We start from the raw sequence: 17,456 nt of genomic DNA, 5'->3' as shown, positions 1-17,456 counted from the left end.
CCAACGGCAAAGGCGAGAACGCGTCGGTCTCCAATCGAGCGCGGTCGGCACGGTAGGGTCCGAAGACGGACCCGCGAGGAACGCAGGAAAGACAGCATGGGCATCGAGGTCAAGGTCCCCGACATCGGCGATTTCACGGATATTCCGATCATCGAGGTGTTCGTGAAGGAGGGGGACACGATCGGGCCGGACGATCCCATCGTCTCGCTCGAATCCGACAAGGCGACGATGGACGTACCTTCCCCGAGCGCGGGCATGGTCGAGAAGCTGTTGGTCAAGGCTGGCGATAGGGTGAGCAAGGGCTCGCCCCTCCTGGTACTGAGAGCCGAAGCGGGAGCCGGCGACCTGCCCGCTCCGGCCGATGCCGTCGCGGTTGCGGCCAAACAGGAGCCGCTTCCCGAGGCCACCCCGTCTGCCTCTTCCCCGGCGCCTGCAGCCGCCGTTCCTCCTGCCGCGGCGCCAGCCTCCGGCATACCCGATTTCTCGAACGTCCATGCCAGCCCGACGGTGCGTCGGATCGCCCGCGAACTCGGTATCGATCTGACCGCCGTCAAGGGTACCGGCGACAAGGGACGCATCACGAAGGACGACGTGAAGGGTCACCTCGTCGGCTCCGGCACCCCGGCCCCGACGGGTGGGGCGGTGATGGCATCCGGCGGCATGGGCATTCCGGACATACCGGCCGTCGACTTCTCGAAATTCGGCCCGATCGAGATCAAGCCGCTCGCGCGGATCAAGAAGATTTCCGGTCCGCACCTGCACCGTTCGTGGCTCAACGTGCCGCTCGTCACGCATACGGACGAGGCCGATATCACCGAGACGGATACCTATCGCAAAGAGCTCGATACGGCCGGCAAGGAGAAGGGCTATCGGGTCACGCTCCTTGCCTTCTTGATCAAGGCTTCGATCTCGGCGCTCCGCGCACATCCCGAGTTCAACGCGTCGCTCTCGCCCGAGAAGGACGCCCTGATACTCAAGCGTTACTACAACATCGGCGTTGCGGTCGATACGCCGGACGGGCTCGTGGTGCCCGTCGTCAAGGATGCGGATCGCAAGGGCATCGTCGAGATCAGCCAGGAGCTCGGCACCCTTTCCAAGAAGGCGCGCGAGGGCAAACTCGGCGCCGGCGACATGCAGGGCGCGACCTTCTCGATCTCGAGTCTCGGCGGCATCGGCGGAACCTCGTTCACTCCGCTCGTCAACGCGCCCGAAGTCGGAATCCTGGGTGTGCCGCGCGCGAAGATGGCCCCGGTCTGGAACGGCACCGAATTCGCGCCGCGCCTGATGTTGCCGCTGGCGGTCTCCTACGACCATCGCGTCATCGACGGGGCGCTCGGAGCCCGCTTCACCCGCCACCTCGCCCATGTCCTGGAGGACGTACGGCGCCTCGTCATCTGACGAGGCCGCGTCGAACCGTTCCACCGAGCAGACACACGAGAGAGCGAAACGATGGGCAACGAGGTCAGGTTACCGGATATCGGCGACTTCAAGGACGTCCCGATCATCGAGGTGAACGTGAGCGCCGGCGATCGGATCGCCGTCGACGACGTCCTCCTCGTTCTCGAGTCCGACAAGGCGACGATGGACATTCCGTCGCCTGTCGCCGGCACCGTCGCCGAGGTCCGGGTGAAACCCGGGGAAACGATCAGCCGGGGGGACCTGCTTCTCGTCATGTCCGATACCGTCGAGACCGGAGCTCCCAAGCCGGCGACGACCGACAAGGCGAGTAAGACGGTCCAGGCGACGCCCGGACTCTCGAACGGACCGCACAAGCCCGGGGAGGGCCAAGCCGGCTACGGCTCGTCCGCCGCCGGCGCGACCCTTGACGGTTCCGCGACCAAGGCCGCTCCACAAGCCGCCGCGCCGGTTCAGGGCGAGGATCTGCGGGCCGACGTGCTGGTGCTCGGGGCCGGACCCGGGGGTTATACCGCCGCGTTTCGCGCCGCCGATCTCGGCCGAAAGGTCGTGCTGGTGGAACGCTGGCCGCAACTCGGCGGCGTCTGCCTCAACGTCGGCTGCATCCCGTCGAAGGCGCTCCTGCACGCCGCGAAGGTCATCGACGAAACCCACGCGATGGCGGCCCACGGCATCAGCTTCGCGCCACCGCAGGTCGACATCGACAAGCTTCGTGATTGGAAGGACGGGATCGTCAAGCGCCTCACCGGCGGTCTCGGCGGTCTCGCCAGGCAGCGCAAGGTCACGGTCGTGACCGGGCTGGGACGCTTCGTCAGCCCCAACCAGATCGCGGTCGAGCATGAGGGGAAGAGCACGATCGTCGGCTTCGATCAGGCCATCATCGCGGCCGGCTCCGAGCCGATCACCATGCCGTTCATTCCGCACGGCGATCCGCGTGTCATCGACTCGACCGGCGCGCTCGAACTCGCAGACGTTCCGAAGCGCCTTCTCGTGATCGGCGGCGGAATCATCGGCCTGGAAATGGCGACCGTCTATCACGCGCTGGGCACGAAGGTGACCATCGTCGAACTGATGGACCAGATCATCCCCGGTGCCGACAAGGATCTCGTGACGCCGCTCGCGAAGCGCATCGGCAAGCAGTACGAGGCGGTTCACCTGAAGACGAAGGTGACGAACGTCGAGGCGACGCCCGACGGTCTGCGCGTGACCTTCAAGGGCGGGTCGGCACCCGCAACGGACACGTTCGACAAGATCCTCGTGTCCGTCGGACGCCGCCCGAACGGCAAACTGATCGACGCGGCGAAAGCCGGCGTCATCGTCGACGAACGCGGCTTCGTGCCCGTCGACCGCCAGATGCGCACCAACGTGCCGCACATCTTCGCCATCGGCGACGTCGTCGGACAGCCGATGCTCGCGCACAAGGCCGTCCACGAAGGCAAGGTGGCGGCCGAGAACGCCTCCGGCAAGAACAGCTTCTTCGACGCGAAGGTGATTCCATCGGTGGCCTACACCGATCCGGAAGTGGCTTGGGTCGGGCTGACGGAGAACGAGGCGAAGGGCAAGGGCATCAAGGTCGGCAAGGGGGTCTTCCCGTGGGCGGCCTCGGGCCGCTCGCTCTCGCTCGGACGTGACGAAGGCATGACGAAGGTCCTGTTCGACGAAGCGACCGACCGCATCGTCGGCTGCGGCATCGTCGGCCCCTCCGCCGGCGACCTCATCGCCGAGGCCGCGCTCGCGATCGAGATGGGCGCGGACGCCGAGGACATCGGGCGCACGATCCATCCGCATCCGACCCTGTCCGAGACGGTGGGAATGGCGGCGGAGGTCTTCGAGGGGACGATTACCGACATCTACGCGCCGCGGAAGCCTCGTCATCCGTAGGCGCGAAGCGAGGCGCGACATCCACCGACATCCATAACGAGGAAAGGCGACGCCGGGGCAAACTCAAGCGCGGGGCGTCGGAATCGTAACATGACCGCGATCAGCAACATCGCCGCCCGCGAGATCCTGGACAGCCGGGGCAATCCGACCGTCGAGGTCGACGTGCTCCTGGAAGACGGCTCGTTCGGCCGCGCCGCGGTTCCGTCGGGCGCCTCGACCGGCGCCCACGAGGCGGTCGAGCTGCGCGACGGCGACAAGGGCCGCTACGGCGGCAAGGGGGTGCTGAAGGCGATCGAGGCGGTCGACCTCGAGATCCACAACACCGTCGTCGGCATGGATGCCGAGGATCAGGTCGCGATCGACGAGGCGATGATCCATCTCGACGGCACGCCCAACAAGGCGCGGCTCGGCGCCAACGCGATCCTGGGCGTCTCGCTCGCCGTCGCCAAGGCCGCGGCCGAGACCTCGGGCCTGCCGCTCTACCGCTACGTCGGCGGCGTGCAGGGCCGGGTGCTGCCGGTGCCGATGATGAACATCGTCAACGGCGGCGCGCACGCCGACAACCCGATCGACTTCCAGGAATTCATGATCATGCCGGTCGGCGCCGACTCGCTGGCCGAGGCGGTGCGCATGGGCGCGGAGGTGTTCCACACCCTCAAGAGCGCGCTCAAGAAGGCCGGCCACAACACCAATGTCGGCGACGAGGGCGGCTTCGCCCCGAACCTGCCCTCGGCCGAGGCCGCCCTCGACTTCGTGATGGAATCGATCCAGGCCGCCGGCCTGAAGCCCGGCCAGGACATGGTGCTGGCCCTCGACTGCGCGGCGACCGAGTTCTTCCGGGACGGCGCCTACCGTTACGAGGGCGAGGGCTGCACCCGCGCCATCGAGGAGCAGGTCGACTACCTCGCGGATCTCGTCGCGCAGTACCCGATCCTGTCGATCGAGGACGGCATGTCCGAGGACGACTGGCAGGGCTGGAAGCTCCTGACCGACAAGATCGGCAGCCGCTGCCAGCTCGTTGGCGACGACCTGTTCGTCACGAATGTCGAGCGGCTGTCGCAGGGCATCGAGAGCGGGACGGCCAACTCGATCCTGATCAAGGTCAACCAGATCGGCTCGCTCACCGAGACGCTGGCCGCCGTCGATATGGCCCAGCGCGCCGGCTACACGGCGGTGATGTCGCACCGCTCGGGCGAGACCGAGGACTCGACCATCGCCGACCTCGCGGTCGCCACGAACTGCGGGCAGATCAAGACCGGCTCGCTCGCCCGCTCGGACAGACTGGCCAAGTACAACCAGCTCATCCGCATCGAGGAGGGCCTGGGCCCGCAGGGCCGCTACGCTGGTCGATCGTTCGCCAGGACGAAGATTTCGCCGTAGCGCGGCAAGCCGTCGCCCACCAATCTTGATCGACGTAGCATCCGATGGGCCGGACCCGCCGCCTGAAGAGCGGCGGGTCCGAGCGAGTTCGGGCTACTTGAACTGCAGCTTCCTGACCACCGCCGCGTAGAACTCAGGATCGCGTACGGGCTGGATCCCGGTAGGCTTGGAACGCGCGCCCCAGTGGACGATCACGAGACGCTCCCTGGGATTGACGTATACGCTCTGACCGAAGATGCCCCGCGCCTGGAACGCGTCCTGGTTCGGAGACCCGGCCGGAGCTGCCAAAGGCCACCACATGTAGCCGTAGTTCACGGTCTTGTCCGCCAGATCCTGAGGCCGGCCGGCTTGGTCGAACCACCCCTCGGGTACGACTTGTGTGTCGCCGACCTTTCCTCCATTCAGGACGAAGAGGCCGAAACGGGCGTAATCGCGCAACGTCGCGCTGAAGCCACTCCCGCCGACTTCCAGACCGTTCGGCGCCTCGAGCCACCACGTCGCGTCGTCCTGTGCCCCGATCTTGGACCAGATCTTGTCCGAGAGATATTCGGCGACGGGTCGCCCTACGGCCGCCCGCACGAGAGCGCCGGCGATGTGGGTCTCACCCGTGCTGTAGTTCCAGACCGTGCCAGGAGGCGCTGCACGGGGGAGGCTCGCCATGAACTTGACGATCTCGCCCGGCTTGCCGGCCTGTTGCAGTTCCAACATGCGACGGCGGTCGGACCGGGGGTTGGTGTAGGTCTCGTCCCACTTAACCCCCGATGCCATCCGTAGCAGGTTCTTGACGCTGACACCGTCGTACGCGCTACCCTTCAACTCCGGTAGGTAGACCGTGAGATCGTCATCGATGCTCTTGATGTGACCGTCCTTGATCGCCGCGCCGATCAGCGTGGACGTGATGGATTTCGCCACGGACATCGACATCCAACGTGACGTCGGCGTGTTTCCCAGCTCGTAGTCCTCAAAGACGATCTTGTCGTCCTTGAGCACCAGAAGCCCACCAATCCGATTCAACGATATGTAATCGTAGATATCGTAAGCCTTCCCGTCCGATTCGATCTTCAGATCGTCGAAATTTCGGAGGTCCTCGGCCAGAGGCTTGCCCCGCATATCGCGGTTCACGGTCCGGGTCGGGAAGAGACGATCGATGTTCCGGAACGTACGCGCTTGGATGTCAGGCAATACCCGGCCATCGTAAACGCTTTGCACGGATGCGATATCGGGCGAATTCGCGGATACCTCGTCTTGCGGCCTGGCCAAAGCGACGGCCGAGAGGTTGCAAAGCAAACTCATACAGCCCATAGTGAGAATACGGTAACGCTTCATATCGCGATTCCTTTACAGTACGACTTACTCGAGCCAGGCGATATCATCGAACGCTGGCCTCACAACATCCAATTTATGGATGCGCATTCCCGCCAGATCCTTAGAACGTGCCCTGGGGATCGACGGAACGCTTCGGGACAGCCGGAAGCCGTTGGCAGATCGGCCTCCAGCGAGACACTACGCGCGTCAGGGATGAAGCGCGAGTGGCATACCGAAACCTTTCGCGCACCTGCGGACAGTACAGGTCGCGATCACGCTCCGTTCAGGGGCCTATCCTGCCACATACGCCAAATTCATGTTGCATGTGCGTTCCAACATCCGGCAGGCAAAACCATAGCGCTGTCGGATCGCAAGCTTCGAGGCTGCAATGGATGACCCCGGTAAACTCGACGATCGCACCGCAGATCTCGTCACGGCTATCGAATTCGCCTTGAAGCTGAAGCACGCATCGGACAGCTTGGCGGATCCGCCACTTCAGAAGCTCGTCGACCTCGTGCTGTTCGACCTCGGGATGAAACTCGCTGCCCAAATGAGTGAGAACCCGGAGACGGCGCGAGCTCAGTGACGTGCAGGGGCGCGTGCGAGCCTCGATCGCGACGCCCGATACGCGAGAAGGCCAAGGGCTACGGTTGGTGCGTACGACGGACGCAGGCGGCGAGACTGCCAAAGCGCCTTGTTCACGCGCACTCTCCGATCCCATACGATTGTGGGGTTGCTCGCAACCGGCCTATAGAGCACTTCCTCGGGTGGCCCGCAGGTTCGGCCGTCCGAAGGCGAGTACCCCGCGGATGATCCCGCGCTTGAGCGATGCAAGCTCAGGCGCGTCGGCCGGAAGCTGGATCCGGACAGGTCGAGCGTCGCACCCTGTCCGGAACGACGGGATGTTCCGTCGTTCGGAACACCCCCGAGTATGCGCTTCCGTGCGACGACCGGAAGAACCGAGTGCCGCGGACAGTCGGTGGGCGCCCTAGATCGTCACGATCCAGGGTTCGTCGAAGACATGCTCTTCCAGATTTACGCCTGGGCCATTTCGATCGATCACGATGAAATCCTGGGGAGCACCGAACGGAGTCAGAACACCGTGCCAGACGTTCATGCCATAGCACACGCCCTGGCCGGCGGTCGTCACGAAGGCTTGCGGTCGACCGGGACGTCCGTTCTCATCGTGACAAACGACGACCAGGAAGGGGGCGTCGGTCAACGGAACGAAGGCTTGGGCACCGAGCGGATGACGCTCGACCAGCGGTAGGTTCAGAGGCACCGGATAGGCTTTCGCCTCCACGACGCCGATTACCACACGGGCGTCCTGTCCGGCGATTTCGATCTTCGCGAGATCGTGGAAGCGACGGGCCATACCGGCGTTCATCGCTCGTGGCTCCAGGCATGATCGGTCGATCACCGATCCGAATGGCGCGAAAGCCTCGGGCGTCAGAGTTTTAACTTGGATGTGACGGTCACTCATCAGAACTTCCTGGTCAGCCCGCGTTGAAGAACAAGACGGATAAGGCGGGGCGGTGCCGGATCGGCATCCGCAGGAGATGTCGCGTCGGTTCGATTGGCGATATCCAGGGAGACGGCGTTTCTGCGGTCTGCGGCGGCCGAATGAAGCCCCCGCGAGGCAATCTCCGGATGCACCCTCTTCACGAAGGGGACCTACCGCGCCCCTCCAGCGACTCTCAGACCGGCGTGGCGGTTCACGTCCTTGTAGAGCAGGTATCGGAAGGGGCCGGGGCCGCCCGCGTAGCAGGCCTGCGGGCAGAAGGCGCGCAGCCACATGAAGTCGCCGGCCTCGACCTCCACCCAGTCGCGGTTGAGCTTGTAGACCGCCTTGCCCTCCAGAACGAACAGGCCGTGCTCCATCACGTGCGTCTCCTCGAACGGGATCGAGCCGCCCGGCTGGAAGGTGACGATGTTGACGTGCATGTCGTGGCGCACGTCGTCGGACGACACGAAGCGGGTGGTGGCCCAGGCGTCGTTCGTGCCGGGCATCGCGACGGGATCCTCGCGGCTCTCGTGGGTGACGAAGCTCTCGGGCGCCTCGATCCCCGGCACGCGCTCGTAGGCCTTGCGGATCCAGTGGAATCGGGCGGCCGCGCCCTCCGCGTTGCGCAGAGACCACGCGGCGCCGGGCGCGAGGTAGGCGTAGCTGCCGGGGCGCAGGCCGTGCTCGTGGCCCTCCAGCGTGAGGCTCGGGCGCCCCTCGACGACGAAGAGCACGCCCTCGGCTTCCGGGTCGGGCTCCGGGCTCGCGCTGCCGCCTCCGGGCGCGACCTCCATCAGGTACTGCGCGAAGGTCTCCGAGAAGCCGGAGAGCGGGCGCGACAGCATCCAGGCGCGGGTGCCCTCCCAGAAGGGCAGGACCGAGGTGACGATGTCGCTCATCACGCCCCGCGGGATGACGGCGTAGGCCTCGGTGAACACGGCCCGGCCGGTCATCAGCGCAGTCTGGGGGGGCAGGCCGCCGCAGGGCGGGTTGTAGGGGGAACTGCTCAACGGGCCGCCTCCGAATGATCACATCGAATTGATGGGTGGATTGCGAGGCTCCACCGGTAGGGTTTGAAGCATGGGCGCTATTGACCCTTCCGACATCCTACCCGTTACAGTTCGCCCGAATCTTCGCATTTTTCGTTGGCATTTTTCGAATTTTTCGTTGATTAATGCAGGATGATATCGCTGGAAAGCATTCGCATTTTCATGCGTTCGGCGGACACGGGCAGCTTCTCGGCCGCCGGGCGAGATCTGCGACTGTCACCGTCCGTCATCAGCTACCGGATCCAGAATCTGGAGAAGCACCTCGGATGCCTTCTCCTGACACGTACCACGCGGCGGATGAGTCTCACCGAGGCGGGCCGCATCTTCTACGATCGCTGCCTCGACATAACCTCAGCCGTCGAGCGCGCGGAAAAGAGCGTCGAAACGGCGGGTGCGACGCCGCGCGGTACACTCAAAGTGACGGCCCCCCTCGGCCTTGGCAGACGCGTCGTCGCGCCTCTGATCCCTCGATTCCGCGAGCGACACCAGGAAGCCGACGTGCATCTCAGGCTTTCCGATCACCTGCTGGATCTCGTTCAGGAGGCCGTCGACGTGGCGATCCGCCTCTCGCAAATGCGAGATTCCAGTTTCACCCTGCGAAAGGTCGCCAGTGTCGAGCGCGTACTGTGCGCTTCCCCGTCATATCTGGAAAGAAGCCCACCCCTGAACGAGCCCGGCGACCTTTTGCATCACGATTGTCTGTTGCTGCGATTCCCCGGATCCGAACAGTTTCGCTGGACGCTGACCGATCGGGACGAGAGCTTGACCCTCCCGGTGTCCGGACACATCGATGTCGACGACAGCGACACCTTGACGAAGTGGGCGTTGGCCGGGGAAGGCATCGCCTTGAAGCCTCTGTTCGAGGTTGCTTCCCATATCGCCGACGGCCAGCTCGTAACGGTTCTCCCGAAGACGCCACCCCTGTCCGTGACGCTCGGTATTCTCTATCCCTCACGGAAGATGCTGTCGGCACGCGGAAAGACGTTCGTGGATATGGCATACGAGGCCATGCGCGATCATGTCACCGGGCAGCTCGCACTCGTCGGGAGGCATCCGAACTAACCGCGCCATTCGAGAACACGTTCGCTCGCCATGAAAAACGCGTTCCTCCCGGTCAGGAGGAACGCGTCTCGGCAATCGTCCGCCGATCGATGGCCGATCAATCCTCGGTCTTGGGTTTGGACTTCGTGATCTTACCCGTCTTGCCATCGGCGTGGAACTCGACGATTCGTCCGTCCTTGACGGCCTCGCCTTCCCAATGCCCGTCGTCCACGCCGACGACGATTGCGCTGTAGCCCTCGCTCTGCATCTGCTTTTTGAGATCGTCCTTACTGATCCAATCCGAACCGGGACGATCTTTAGCATATGCGCCGCCCGCCAGGGCAAGGGCGCAAACAGCGACAAGAGTCCGAGTGAGGCGCATGATCATACCTTTCCATATCTCGTCATCGCTCAACGTTGGTGACCACGTGAGAGTTCATGGTTACTTCGAAGACGTGAACACCTACGACCTTCGTCGAGCGTGATACGATAGACGACCAACCGTCATCACGTTTCTCCCGAGTTGGAACTCGCGCGCCCCTTCGGAATGCCGGACTGCGCGAACGCCGCCGCAGCCGATCGATCGAGATCGGTTCCAACCGATGCACTCGGGGCACCCGGCATTTTCCTGCGTGGAACGCCGTCCTGCCCGGGCGCCAGACATTCGAGACACCGTTCTCCCGTCTTCCTCACGCGACGCGCAGGTGCGCGTCGCGGCGCCGAGCGAACCAACGAACCGCCCTGTCACGAGGCGAGATCGATCGGCTCCGCACGCTACGAGCCGATCGAAGCCTCAAGCCGGAAGCCGGCGATCCGCGAAACCTGCCGTAGCGCCTCCAGCTTTTCCTCCTCGCGTGGATTGCCGAGACGCTTCTCGAGCGACGCGATGATGGCGCTTCGATCCATCCCTTTGACCGCGATCACGAACGGAAACTTGAACTTCTCCCCATATGCCTGATTCAGCTCCTGTATGCGTTTCAGTTCTTCGGGAGAACAATTCAGCAGACCGCTCGCCCCCTGCTCGTCGGCGGAATGGGTAGTCAGCTCGCCTCGTATCGCGGCGCGACCCGCCAGTTCCGGGTGAGCGCGCAACAGGGCGAGCTGTCGCTCCGGATCCGCCTGACTGACCACGTCGTTCATGACGTCTCGCAGCGCGTCACGCGTGGCGAAGGGCCGGCGTTGGAACGCGGCTTCTGCCACCCAAGGCGAATGCTCGTAGATCTCACCGAGGAGGGCGACGAACTCCGGGCGGTCGACCTCGTTGAGGCGATCTAGGGAAATCACTTCAGACTCCTATGTCCCAAGAATGTAACTGGCTCCCTGCGGCTCGCGACCTCGGGAACGGTGTCGGGTAACTTGGCGCGTTCGCGGCTCAGACCTGATCGAATCGCGCGGGATGGATCGCCGCCCAGTGCCGAGCGATGTCGATCCGGCGTGCCACCCAAACGTCGGGATGGGACAGCACATGGTCGATGAAACGCGCGAGCGCCGGCAGCCGCGCGGGACGCCCCACGAGACGGCAATGTAGGCCGATCGACAGCATCTTGGGAGCGCTCGCGCCTTCCGCATACAGACAGTCGAAGGCGTCGCGCAGGTGCGCGAAGAACTGCTCGCCGGTGGGAAAGCCGCCGGGGACGGCGAAGCGCATGTCGTTCGTGTCGAGCGTGTAGGGAACGATCAGATGCTGCCGGCCGGCGACCTGTACCCAATAGGGCAGATCGTCGGCGTAGCTGTCGGAGTCGTAGGCGAAGCCGCCATGCTCCACCACGAGCCGCCGGGTGTTGGGACTGTCACGCCCTGTGTACCACCCCAGCAGCGGCTGTCCGGTAAGGCGCTGGATCGTTTCGACGGCGCGGGCGAGATGCTCTCGCTCGACCTCTTCGGACACGTCCTGGTAGGGCAACCAGCGCCAGCCGTGCCCGGCGATCTCGTGGCCGTCGCGGAGAACCGCCTCGGTGACGGCTGGATTGCGCGCGAGCGCTTGCGCGACACCGAACACCGTCAGCGGCAAGCCCCGATCGCGGAAGAGCCGCAGGATCCGCCAGACCCCGGCGCGCGCGCCATACTCGTACAGGCTCTCCATGCTCATGTGACGGCTGGTGAAGGGCTGCGCGCCGATGATTTCCGAAAGGAAGATTTCGGAGTGGGTGTCGCCGTCCGAAACGGAGCGCTCGCCGCCCTCCTCGTAGTTCAGGACGAACTGGACCGCGACCCTCGCGCCCCCCGGCCAGCGCGGGTGTGGGGGATGCTCGCCGTAGCAGATGAAATCGCGAGCGGGATCGTCGGGCATGCCGGCAAGATCGGCCACGGAGGGACCCTTCCTCTGGATAGTGATGTGCGTAGGAGCTCTTCCGAGTGGCGCCCTCGATAGCGCCTGTTCGGAGCTGCGGCCGTCTCGGACCGCGCGGCCGGCCCCCGGCCCGCGCTCGGCTCGGACGGGCTTCGAAGTTTGCCCCGGATCGCCTGACAGGCGCCGGATCGAGAGCGGCAGCGCCGGGCGATCAGTGCCCCTGTAGATAACGTGCGAGCGTGGCCCGTTCCTCGGGTTGCATGTCCGTGACGTTGTTTGGGGGCATCGCGTGGGTGAGCACGGCCTGGACGCGAATGGCATCCGCGAAACGCGCGATGTTCTCGGGCGTGTCGAGGAGTACGCCCTTGGGCGGACTCGCGAGACCGGGCCAGAGCGGCTCGGGCGCGTGGCACATGCTGCAGCGGCTCGTCACGATGGTGACGACGTCCTCGTCGGCCGCCGGAACGCGGAGCGACGCGAGGTGGATGGACGCCGTGGCGTCCACCGTCTCCGCGCCGGACGACGCGGCGGCCGAAGCGAGACCGAGGCGATCCCGGGCGCCGGGAGACGAGACCACGGTGATCGCGATGGCGAGCATGATGCAAGCGGCCGCGACGCCCCAAGCCCACCACGGGTCACCCTTTCCGGCGTGACGGACGTTGAAGAAGTGCCGCACGACGCCGCCCGTGACAACGACCAAGCCGATGATCGTCCAGGTGTAGGGCGTAGACCAGACCAAGGGATAGTGACCGGACAGCATGAAGAACAGCACCGGCAGGGTGAGGTAGTTGTTGTGGGACGAGCGGTTCTTGGCCTGCTTGCCCCAGGCCGGGTTCGGCACGCGACCGGCGATCAGTTCGGCGATGGCCTTCCGCTGGTTGGGCATGATCACGAAGAAGACGTTCGCCGTCATCCAGGTGGCGATCACGGCACCCGTGTGCAGCATCGCCGCGCGGCCCGAGAACACTTGCTGGAAGCCGAAGGCGAAAGCGACCACGACGAGGAACACGATACCCGAGAGCAGCAGCGGGCGGTTCGCCAGTTGCGAGCGATTGAGGCCGTCGTAGATCAGCCAACCCACGATGAGCGCGCCGATTCCGATGACGGCCCCGACGATTGGGGTGATCTGCCGGACGGCCGGATCGATGAGGTACAGGTCGGCCTGAGCGTAGTAGACCCAGCACAGCAGCGCGAAGCCCGACAGCCAAGTCGAGTAGGACTGCCATTTGTGCCAGATCAGATGGTCGGGCATCCGGTCCGGAGCGACGAGGTACTTTCGCACTTGGTAGAAGCCGCCGCCGTGCACCTCCCAGGCCTCACCGCCCTTGCCGTCCGGTATCTCGGCGATCGACCGTATGCTCGCGTCGAGATGCATGAAGTAGAACGACGCACCGATCCAGGCGATGGCCGTGACGACGTGCGTCCACCGAATGAGGAAGCCGCCCCATTCGTGCAGTATCGGGTCCATTTCGAATTGTCCTCGTTGAATTGCGACGCTGGGGCCGAGCGCTGCCGCGATCGCGTCCCTTCGATCGGTGAGCCGATCACTCGCCCGGCGGCGGAATGACGATCTCCTCCTTCGGCGGCTCCTTGCCGCCGGGCCCGTTGAAGAACAGGTTCAGGACGACAGCGGCGGCGGCGGACAGGAGTATTCCGGAGTGGAGGATCGGTCCCAGGGAGTCCGGTAGTGCATGGAAGAATTTGGGTGCGACGAGCGGGATCATCCCGAAGCCGCTGGCGATGGCCACGATGTAGAGGTTGTTGCGATTCGTGCGGTAATCGACCTCCGTCAGGATGCGAATGCCGGTGGCGGCCACCATTCCGAACATGACGATCCCGGCGCCGCCGAGTACGAACAGGGGCACCGCCGCGACGAGCGCGCCGAGCTTCGGTACGAGACCCATGACGATCAGAAGGGCGCCACCGACGACGGTGACCCACCGGGAGCGCACGCCGGTCACGCCGACCAGGCCGATGTTCTGCGAGAACGACGTATGCGGGAAGCTGTTGAACACCCCGGCGATCATCGTGCCGAGACCATCGACGCGCAGGCCACGCGACATGGCCTTCGCGTCGATATGGCGCTCCGTCAGGTCACCGAGCGCTAGGAACATGCCGGCGGACTCGATCATCACCACGATCATCACGACGCTGAGCGTCAGGCCGGCGATCGGATCGAAGATCGGCATGCCGAAGCTGAACGGCGTCACCAGCGCGAACCAATCGGCCCCCGCGACCTGGGTGAAATCCATCCGTCCGAGCAGGAAGGACGCGATGCAGCCCGCGACGATGCCGGCGAGTACCGAAACGTTCGCTAGGAAGCCGCTCGCGAAACGGGTGATCATCAGAATGAACACCATCACGCCGGCGGCCATGACGAGGTGCAACGGCTCACCGTAGCCCGGGAGCGTGTCCACCGAAGCGCCCGCCGCCCAGTTCACGCCGACGCGCATCAGCGAGATGCCGATCATCAGAATGACCGTGCCGGTGACGACCGGCGGAAACAGCGGCATCAACTTGCTGAAGAACGGCGCCAGAAGAATGGTGACCACGCCCGCCACGATCGTGGCTCCGAAGATGCCGGTGGCGCCCAGGTTCGGATCGGCGGCCATGGCCGCCATGGGGCCGACGGCGGCGAAGGTCACGCCCATCATGACGGGCATCTTGATGCCGAAGAAGCGCCCGAGTCCCAAGGACTGGATCAAGGTCGTCACGCCGGCGACGAACAGGTCGGCGTTGACGAGCAGCGCTACCTGATTCGGCGGCAACTGGAGAGCTCGGCCGATGATCAGAGGCACCGCGACGGCGCCGGCATACATCACCAGGACGTGCTGAAGGCCCAGCGCGACGAGTTTAGGCGCGGGCAGAACCTCGTCCACCGGGTGAACGGAGTACCTCATATCTTTCCTCCCGACCCGGGTTCTTGCCCAGACCTTTTGTTCGCCGAGTCACCGACTCGTGCAACGCCGGTACTGTGCGGCGCGCGATAATTCGAAGCGATCCCCGTTTTGACCAAACACCTTCAAAGCGGTTCGTTAAATGTCGGTGGGTTTCCGGTTGCGTCGGCGGCGGTGGGAGTGTTCGTTTCCGTGCCGTCCGGTCGTGACGGACACGATCGCTCTCGGAGGACGTTACAGTGGGCCGTCTCTCAACACATGTGCTGGACACGAACTCGGGCAAACCGGCTGCCGGCGTCAAGATCGTATTACGGCGCTTGGGTTCGGATGGATCGTCAGTCCGCGTCGGCGAAACCGTGACCAATTCGGACGGTCGGACCGACGCGCCCCTTCTCGGCGGCGACGCCCTCGCCGTCGGGACGTACGAGCTCACCTTCCATGTCGGACCCTATTTCCGCGACCGGCAAACCCCGGATCTCGCGGATCCGCCCTTCCTGGACGAGGTTCCGATCCGCTTCGGCATAGCGAACCCGGATGGTCACTACCACGTCCCGCTTCTCGTATCGCCCTGGGCGTTCTCGACCTATCGCGGCAGCTGACGGCGGAGCGCGACGGGCGCGCGTCGGCACGACCCGGACGGCGTTCACGCGCCGTGACGTCGGCCGCCCGATGCGGCCGCCTCGACTAATCCGGGCTTCGCCGTGCCGCGCTCGGACGAGGCTCGAAGCTTTCGGCGTCAGTGGGAAGCGCGCCGGCTCGGACCATCCTCAATGCGCCACACCCGCGCTCGTCCGCGACGTTCTCCTCGTGCACCACCCGAATTTCGGCTTGGTGGACCCCCGCCCCGTTTGCAGATGCGACGCGTACCGTCTTCAGTGCCACCCATGTCGAACGCGCGTCCCCACCGTCGAGCCGCTCTCGCCGTGGCATTCGCTCTGGCGGGATCTCCCGGCGCCTTGGCCGGCGATGCGATCGAGGCGTCGGTCGGCCCCTATGGCGAACGGCTCCGCTACGACGAGAAGGGCCTGACGCTCACCGTTCCCGAACCGGCCGTGAAACTCGCGATCGGCGGCCGCCTGCAGGTGGATGCCGGCGCGGCGGGGTTCGGCAGACCCGATCTGCCGGAGGCGTTTCCGGACAACGTCGCCGTGCGCCGCGCCTGGATCGAGCCGACGCTGACCATCGGCAAAGAGTGGGTGATCGCGTTTCAGTACGACTTCAACGATCCGGTCCTGCCGATCAACGACGCTCTGGTCTCGTGGAAGGGCCTTCCCGATACGGTCGTGACCATCGGGAACATGAAAATGCCCTTCAGTCTGGAGTGGCTGCAGAACAACACGGGCACCCTGTTCGCCGAGCGCTCTCTCGCCAACGCCCTCGTACCGGAGCGTCGCTTCGGCATGGCGGTGGGTCATCATGGCCAGGCTTGGACGGCGGTTCTCGGCGTGTTCGGAAACGCCGCCGGCAACGGCATCACGGGCGACGGTCTCGCGGCGGCCGGACGCGCGACGTACGCGCCAATCCTCGAGGAGCGGGAGACGCTGCATTTCGGGCTCGCCGCGATCCGGCGAGAGCGCTCACGCGGCGACGACAGGTTCGGCTTGTCCGTCCAAGCCGAGGCGTTTCTGTTCGGACGCCCCTTCGTCGACACGGGCACGATTCCGGATGTGTCCCACGTGTCGCGCCTCGGTGCCGAGGTAGCCTATCGCGCCGGTCCGTTTCTGGTCCAGGCGGAGTACATCCGCACCGAGGTCGAGCGTTTCGGTGGCGGCCCGAGCCTTGGCTTCCAGGGCGGCTATCTGGAGGGCTCGCTCGTCCTCAACGGCGCGGGCCGCGCATATGCGCTCACACCCGATGCGAGCACGGCTTACGCCGTGTTCGAGCCTGTCGGCGTACCGGAGGGCCGTCGCGTCTCCCGAGGAGGGGCGGGCATATTCGAACTCTCGGCTCGCTACAGCTTCGTCGATCTGGACGACAGGAACCTACGTGGCGGTTCCGAGCGCGACGTGAGCGTCGGCCTGAGCTGGTACCCGGAGCCGAACCTCCGATTCATCGCCAACTACGTGCGCGGACGTGTCCTGCCCGGCGTGGGGCAAGAGGAACTCGGTACGAGAGCGTTCACGGTCGACGCGTTCATCGCACGCGCGCAGATCAGTTGGTGATCGTCACGGTTGCCTCGGCCCGACCGCCGACGCGGAGGTCCCTGACCATGTACCGCGCGTCCTCGCCGTAGGCGCTTCGCTTGTCGAGCATCGCGTCTCCCCAACTATCGCCACTGAAGCCGCTCCGCTCCCAGAAGGCCGCCGATGCGTTGACCGAAACGAGCGCGAGGCGTGACACTCCTCTCGCGAGGGCACGATCGGACAATTCCCTCAGAATCGCGGTTGCCAACCCCCGTCCCGACGCCTCGGGCGTCAGCGCGAGATCGTGGATGTACACGCAATCGGGCGCCCCCGACGTCGTCCCCGTCGGCGCATTGAGCGGTGGAACGACGCCGAGCCGCCAGAAATAGGCGACGAGATACCCTTCCAGACGATCTTCGGGATCTCTCAGGACGAAGCAGGTCGCGGGTCCGAGGCGAAGGCGCTCCGCGAAAAACCGTCGATCCTCGTGATGACCGGGGAAGACGAGGTCGGCCAGCGCCGCGACCTCGTCCAGATCCGTCTCTCGCATGGGCCGCCAAAGCATTCCGT

General features: G+C 65.1%; 16 protein-coding genes. 7 read left to right on the top strand and 9 right to left on the bottom strand.

Annotated features, from left to right (window positions below; translation table 11 throughout):
* Positions 1-96 precede the first annotated feature (96 nt).
* The 3 genes from aceF (at position 97) to eno (ending at position 4,677) form a co-directional block, all read left to right on the top strand.
* Positions 97-1,398: a dihydrolipoyllysine-residue acetyltransferase gene (gene aceF, locus DK427_RS04345; RefSeq protein ID WP_109950198.1), complete on the top strand. Its 1,302-nt coding sequence runs from the start codon at positions 97-99 to the stop codon at positions 1,396-1,398.
* Between the two features lie 51 nt (positions 1,399-1,449).
* Complete coding sequence (gene lpdA / locus DK427_RS04340; protein WP_109950197.1) at positions 1,450-3,297, top strand: dihydrolipoyl dehydrogenase; 1,848 nt, start codon at positions 1,450-1,452, stop codon at positions 3,295-3,297.
* Between the two features lie 90 nt (positions 3,298-3,387).
* A complete protein-coding gene (eno, locus tag DK427_RS04335; RefSeq protein ID WP_109950196.1) occupies positions 3,388-4,677 on the top strand; it encodes a phosphopyruvate hydratase in 1,290 nt (429 codons plus the stop codon).
* 93 nt (positions 4,678-4,770) lie between these two features.
* On the opposite strand, the gene DK427_RS04330 is transcribed toward eno, so the two are convergent.
* The gene (locus DK427_RS04330; RefSeq protein ID WP_109950195.1) at positions 4,771-6,003 is read right to left on the bottom strand and encodes a serine hydrolase domain-containing protein; all 1,233 of its coding nucleotides are present in this window, start codon (positions 6,001-6,003) and stop codon (positions 4,771-4,773) included.
* Between the two features lie 367 nt (positions 6,004-6,370).
* Between DK427_RS04330 and DK427_RS04325 the strand changes: the two genes are divergently transcribed.
* On the top strand, positions 6,371-6,568 hold the full coding sequence (locus DK427_RS04325; protein ID WP_109950194.1) for a hypothetical protein: 198 nt from the start codon (positions 6,371-6,373) through the stop codon (positions 6,566-6,568).
* 402 nt (positions 6,569-6,970) lie between these two features.
* Here DK427_RS04325 and DK427_RS04320 read toward each other — a convergent pair whose 3' ends face one another.
* Together DK427_RS04320 and DK427_RS04315 are read right to left on the bottom strand one after the other, a co-directional pair.
* Positions 6,971-7,465: an ureidoglycolate lyase gene (locus DK427_RS04320; protein WP_109950193.1), complete on the bottom strand. Its 495-nt coding sequence runs from the start codon at positions 7,463-7,465 to the stop codon at positions 6,971-6,973.
* A 191-nt stretch (positions 7,466-7,656) separates the two neighbouring features.
* On the bottom strand, positions 7,657-8,496 hold the full coding sequence (locus DK427_RS04315) for a bifunctional allantoicase/(S)-ureidoglycine aminohydrolase (RefSeq protein ID WP_109950192.1): 840 nt from the start codon (positions 8,494-8,496) through the stop codon (positions 7,657-7,659).
* 171 nt (positions 8,497-8,667) lie between these two features.
* Between DK427_RS04315 and DK427_RS04310 the strand changes: the two genes are divergently transcribed.
* Positions 8,668-9,597 carry a LysR family transcriptional regulator gene (locus tag DK427_RS04310; RefSeq protein WP_109950191.1) on the top strand — a complete coding sequence of 310 codons (930 nt, stop codon included), beginning with the start codon at positions 8,668-8,670 and terminating at the stop codon, positions 9,595-9,597.
* Between the two features lie 97 nt (positions 9,598-9,694).
* On the opposite strand, the gene DK427_RS04305 is transcribed toward DK427_RS04310, so the two are convergent.
* The 5 genes from DK427_RS04305 to DK427_RS04285 form a co-directional block, all read right to left on the bottom strand.
* Positions 9,695-9,964 carry a PepSY domain-containing protein gene (locus DK427_RS04305; protein WP_245930793.1) on the bottom strand — a complete coding sequence of 90 codons (270 nt, stop codon included), beginning with the start codon at positions 9,962-9,964 and terminating at the stop codon, positions 9,695-9,697.
* A 386-nt stretch (positions 9,965-10,350) separates the two neighbouring features.
* On the bottom strand, positions 10,351-10,860 hold the full coding sequence (gene uraD, locus DK427_RS04300; protein ID WP_109950190.1) for a 2-oxo-4-hydroxy-4-carboxy-5-ureidoimidazoline decarboxylase: 510 nt from the start codon (positions 10,858-10,860) through the stop codon (positions 10,351-10,353).
* A gap of 88 nt (positions 10,861-10,948) precedes the next feature.
* On the bottom strand, positions 10,949-11,884 hold the full coding sequence (gene puuE / locus DK427_RS04295; RefSeq protein ID WP_342772542.1) for an allantoinase PuuE: 936 nt from the start codon (positions 11,882-11,884) through the stop codon (positions 10,949-10,951).
* A gap of 193 nt (positions 11,885-12,077) precedes the next feature.
* Entirely contained in the window at positions 12,078-13,334 is a 1,257-nt protein-coding gene (locus DK427_RS04290) for a urate hydroxylase PuuD (RefSeq protein WP_109950189.1), read from the bottom strand.
* A 76-nt stretch (positions 13,335-13,410) separates the two neighbouring features.
* Complete coding sequence (locus tag DK427_RS04285; RefSeq protein ID WP_109950188.1) at positions 13,411-14,766, bottom strand: nucleobase:cation symporter-2 family protein; 1,356 nt, start codon at positions 14,764-14,766, stop codon at positions 13,411-13,413.
* A gap of 236 nt (positions 14,767-15,002) precedes the next feature.
* Between DK427_RS04285 and uraH the strand changes: the two genes are divergently transcribed.
* Together uraH and DK427_RS04275 are read left to right on the top strand one after the other, a co-directional pair.
* Positions 15,003-15,362, top strand: a complete 360-nt coding sequence (gene uraH, locus DK427_RS04280; protein WP_109950187.1) for a hydroxyisourate hydrolase — start codon at positions 15,003-15,005, stop codon at positions 15,360-15,362.
* Positions 15,363-15,719: 357 nt separating this feature from the next.
* On the top strand, positions 15,720-16,925 hold the full coding sequence (locus tag DK427_RS04275; RefSeq protein ID WP_245930792.1) for an OprO/OprP family phosphate-selective porin: 1,206 nt from the start codon (positions 15,720-15,722) through the stop codon (positions 16,923-16,925).
* Here DK427_RS04275 and DK427_RS04270 read toward each other — a convergent pair.
* Entirely contained in the window at positions 16,915-17,436 is a 522-nt protein-coding gene (locus DK427_RS04270; protein ID WP_162559659.1) for a GNAT family N-acetyltransferase, read from the bottom strand. The two genes, DK427_RS04275 and DK427_RS04270, sit on opposite strands and share 11 nt — an antisense overlap.
* Between the last annotated feature and the right edge of the window lie 20 nt (positions 17,437-17,456).

Source organism: Methylobacterium radiodurans, from assembly GCF_003173735.1.
In the GTDB taxonomy this organism is placed as follows: Bacteria; Pseudomonadota; Alphaproteobacteria; order Rhizobiales; family Beijerinckiaceae; genus Methylobacterium; species Methylobacterium radiodurans.
Note: the sequence above shows the minus strand (reverse complement) of the source record. Positions and strands in the feature narration are given on the sequence as shown.

What these genes read in the sequence shown, in the direction of transcription:
- aceF (WP_109950198.1), top strand. Translation starts at nt 97, where the DNA reads ATGGGCATCGAGGTCAAGGTCCCCGACATCGGCGATTTCACGGATATT.
- lpdA (WP_109950197.1), top strand. Translation starts at nt 1,450, where the DNA reads ATGGGCAACGAGGTCAGGTTACCGGATATCGGCGACTTCAAGGACGTC.
- eno (WP_109950196.1), top strand. Translation starts at nt 3,388, where the DNA reads ATGACCGCGATCAGCAACATCGCCGCCCGCGAGATCCTGGACAGCCGG.
- DK427_RS04330 (WP_109950195.1), bottom strand. Translation starts at nt 6,003, where the DNA reads ATGAAGCGTTACCGTATTCTCACTATGGGCTGTATGAGTTTGCTTTGC.
- DK427_RS04325 (WP_109950194.1), top strand. Translation starts at nt 6,371, where the DNA reads ATGGATGACCCCGGTAAACTCGACGATCGCACCGCAGATCTCGTCACG.
- DK427_RS04320 (WP_109950193.1), bottom strand. Translation starts at nt 7,465, where the DNA reads ATGAGTGACCGTCACATCCAAGTTAAAACTCTGACGCCCGAGGCTTTC.
- DK427_RS04310 (WP_109950191.1), top strand. Translation starts at nt 8,668, where the DNA reads ATGATATCGCTGGAAAGCATTCGCATTTTCATGCGTTCGGCGGACACG.
- DK427_RS04305 (WP_245930793.1), bottom strand. Translation starts at nt 9,964, where the DNA reads ATGATCATGCGCCTCACTCGGACTCTTGTCGCTGTTTGCGCCCTTGCC.
- DK427_RS04290 (WP_109950189.1), bottom strand. Translation starts at nt 13,334, where the DNA reads ATGGACCCGATACTGCACGAATGGGGCGGCTTCCTCATTCGGTGGACG.
- DK427_RS04285 (WP_109950188.1), bottom strand. Translation starts at nt 14,766, where the DNA reads ATGAGGTACTCCGTTCACCCGGTGGACGAGGTTCTGCCCGCGCCTAAA.
- DK427_RS04270 (WP_162559659.1), bottom strand. Translation starts at nt 17,436, where the DNA reads ATGCGAGAGACGGATCTGGACGAGGTCGCGGCGCTGGCCGACCTCGTC.